Below are 3,311 nucleotides of genomic sequence, written 5' to 3'. Positions count from 1 at the left end.
GTCCATACGAAGAGCCGGAGATAATAAATAATGACAAAATGGTGATATATAACACAATATGTTTATTCATAATTTCGATATATTATTTAATGATTTCATAATGCAACAACAGGGATCCTTTCGGCTGTTGTATACTCAGTTTGAATCCCTCTGACAACTCCTTACCACTCTTCACCGACGTAAAATTCTCATCATCCTTATTGATGACCTTATAGCTTTTATCGGCCTGGACTCCTCCCAACCGGACAATCAGGCTGTTGTCTTCCGATTTTTCGCGACGAAAAGCCACAATAATACCACTTTCATCTGATGGTCTGTGCATCTGGTATGCAAGCCAGATATCATCTCGTGTCAGGTCTTCTATTCCGACAAGAGGATAGTAATCTTCATAAAAATATGGACGAACCTCTGCGTATTCTTTCAGGCAGCTTTGCATATCGACATAAGATACATTTTTGTCTGTTATCTTCCAGTTATAGATCAACGCACTGCTGATGCTCGAACGGAACGAATAGGTATCTGTCTGTAGAATGCCTGTTCCATGTAACGGTAAAAAGAAATTTAATCCATAGGTATGTCCCTGATAACCATCCGGATCATCGTAATGATAGTAATCACTTCTCCAGAGCGGCGCACTTCGGGAAGTGGTCTCCAAATCCAAACGACGTCCTCCGCTCGCACAATTGTCAATCAGCAGTTCGGGAAATTCTGCCATCAAATCATCCCAGAAAGTATAAAGTCCTTCAATATGTCGTACTTCCTTCATTCCGATACGTCCGGGCTCATCGTTTGCTTCCCAGTATGCATCCGGCCTCATATTAAAATCCTGCCGGTAGTAATCAATCCCGTTTTCACGAATCATATCAATAATCCATTGAGTCATCCATTTACGGGCCTCCGGATTACCCAGGTCGAACAATAACCAACCGTGCAGATGGCTATCCGGTAACCGAAGCATCCACTCCGGATGTTCTACCGCCCATTGCGTTCCTTCGATCACCCTCTCCGGCTCAAACCACACCATAAATTTCGCGCCTACTTTGTGCACTTCATCAGCAATAGGTTTCAATCCTCCTGGGAACCTTGACTTATCAACGGTCCAGTTACCTACCGTATTTGCCCAGGTCCGATCCATCTCAAAATCAGCTGCACCGGTATACCACCCGGCATCTAACCAATAGACTTCCGGTATTAATCCGAACTGAGTGTAGCGCCGGATCATGGCGATAGCGTAATCTTCGGTCAAACAGGAATATTCCGTGCATGGAGCCGGATCCCTATAGTTAAATCCGCTGGAGAGCGGATACTTTGCAAATTCCCCGTCAATCTTTCTGCTTTGGTGTGCCAGTACGAACCTTCTGAATTTGTTGTGCCCGTCTATTCGATTTTTAGAATTCCAGAAAAGTAAACACATAGACGGAGTACGAATCGTTTCATCTGCTTTGAGGTAACTCTCAAAACGTTTCATTCCCGAACGGATAGAGATGCTATTATCTGTATTTTGCACAAAATCGCTTACCCACGTACCAGACCACCCGATTGCAAACATAAATCCCTGATCCGACGGAGATTCGATATTGAAGAAAGGAAATGCCGTTTCAGAAGAGCGCCCCCCTTCAGGCATATGCTGAATGGTTTCGCCTTTTGTCAACACTGTTGACCGGGGATGAAAATCAGCTTTGGATATGTGATTACCTTCTGCCGAATGGAGAATAAAATCACCTCTGTTGGCATACTCAAAATCCATATCGATCACGTTCACAGATGATATGATTTTAGAATCCCCAGATCCGGTGTTTGTAAAATGCAATACCCACTTTACAGCATCGTAATCGGTATAGCCATCCACATCACAATCTATTCTAAGATCGGCTTGCTTACTTTCATACGTAAAACGATATTTTACAACATTCGCTTCGTCACTGACGAGCTTCTGCGAAGAGTAATTCCATGCTCGTAAAAAGGATTTAGACTCTTTTCCATCATAGACAAAAGAAAAAGGAGGTATTTTACCTTGTGCAAAAGTTCCGTTAATCCATTGACTTATATTCACCGGTTTATCCGTATACCTGGTCTTTTGCTGTGCTTTTAATTGCGTCGGACAAAGGAATGTCACTATCAATAAAGTGATAAAACAAACCATATTACTTTTATATATTCTTATCAACATCATTGTAATCAATTATTTACTATTAATCCCTTTAACTTTACCAATCAACCATACCATATACAACCACACAATGGTTATTACGAGTAAAGCTGCCATCTGGGTACCGAATTTGTCCGAAACAACACCCAGCAGGGGCGGCAATAAAGCGCCTCCCGAAACACCCATGATAAGAAGTGCGGAGACTTCATTGGCACGATCAGAAACACGTTTTAACGATAGTGAAAAGATAATGGCAAAAAGATTGGCATAGCCTAATCCGAAAATAACCACACAAGCAAGCATTGCCCATAAATTTCCGGTCATAAGCATCCCCACAAGTCCTATCGCGGCTAACAATACACTGAAAGTAAAAAATTTAGTTTCAGAATATTTCAACAAGAATATTCCACCTCCCAGAGCCCCGAGTGTGCGGGCAAAAAAGTAAACACTATTTCCCAATCCGGCTTCGGTTAACTCAAGACCGCATCTCTCCATCAAAAGTTTTGGGAAAGTCGTATTCATTCCGACATCGACACCCACAAGTACCAATATTCCAATAAAAAAGGCTACGATATATGTATCGTTGAACAATTTAAAGGTCATACGAAATGAAACCGTTTCTCCCTTTTTCGATTCTTCGATCGGAGTAAGCCACAACCAGACAAGGGCAATCAGAGAGGTAACAGCATAAACCGGGAATATCAGTTTCCAGCCAAAAGCCATTCCCGACGCCCAACTTGTAATGATAGGCCCAAGAAACGAGCAGACAGCTTTTACAAATTGTCCAAGAGTAAGTGTACCGGTCAGCTTTCCTTTTTGTACTACATCTGTCACCAACGGATTGAGGGCAACCTGCAATAAGGTATTTCCTATCCCGACAACAGCAAACGCAATCATTACCATTATAAAATCATACGAAATGATTGGAATACAAAAAGCAATAACCTGCAGTACAAAACTTAAAAGTACTGTTCTTTTCCGGCCAATTTTATTCATTAGCATTCCTGTAGGTATGGAAAGCACTAAAAACCAAAAGAAGCATGACATAGCCAACATATTGGCTAAAGTATCATTCAGGAAAATAAAGTCCTGTTTCACATAGTTTATGGCAATTCCGATAATGTCTACAAATCCCATAATAAAAAAACCAAACATTACGGGC

Annotated in this window: 2 protein-coding genes; both read right to left on the bottom strand. The window is 41.6% G+C overall.

The annotated features are described in order from the left end of the window. Positions 1-82: 82 nt before the first annotated feature. Entirely contained in the window at positions 83-2,170 is a 2,088-nt protein-coding gene (locus tag ABV001_RS08225) for a glycoside hydrolase family 36 protein (RefSeq protein WP_352422351.1), read from the bottom strand. A gap of 12 nt (positions 2,171-2,182) precedes the next feature. Then, on the bottom strand, positions 2,183-3,304 hold the full coding sequence (locus ABV001_RS08220; RefSeq protein ID WP_502929866.1) for an MFS transporter: 1,122 nt from the start codon (positions 3,302-3,304) through the stop codon (positions 2,183-2,185). Positions 3,305-3,311: the final 7 nt, after the last annotated feature.

The organism is Proteiniphilum sp. (assembly GCF_040307845.1).
Classification (GTDB): domain Bacteria; phylum Bacteroidota; class Bacteroidia; order Bacteroidales; family Dysgonomonadaceae; genus Proteiniphilum.
This window is presented reverse-complemented; position numbering and strand designations above follow the sequence as displayed.

What these genes read in the sequence shown, in the direction of transcription:
- ABV001_RS08225 (WP_352422351.1), bottom strand. Translation starts at nt 2,170, where the DNA reads ATGTTGATAAGAATATATAAAAGTAATATGGTTTGTTTTATCACTTTA.
- ABV001_RS08220 (WP_502929866.1), bottom strand. Translation starts at nt 3,304, where the DNA reads ATGTTTGGTTTTTTTATTATGGGATTTGTAGACATTATCGGAATTGCC.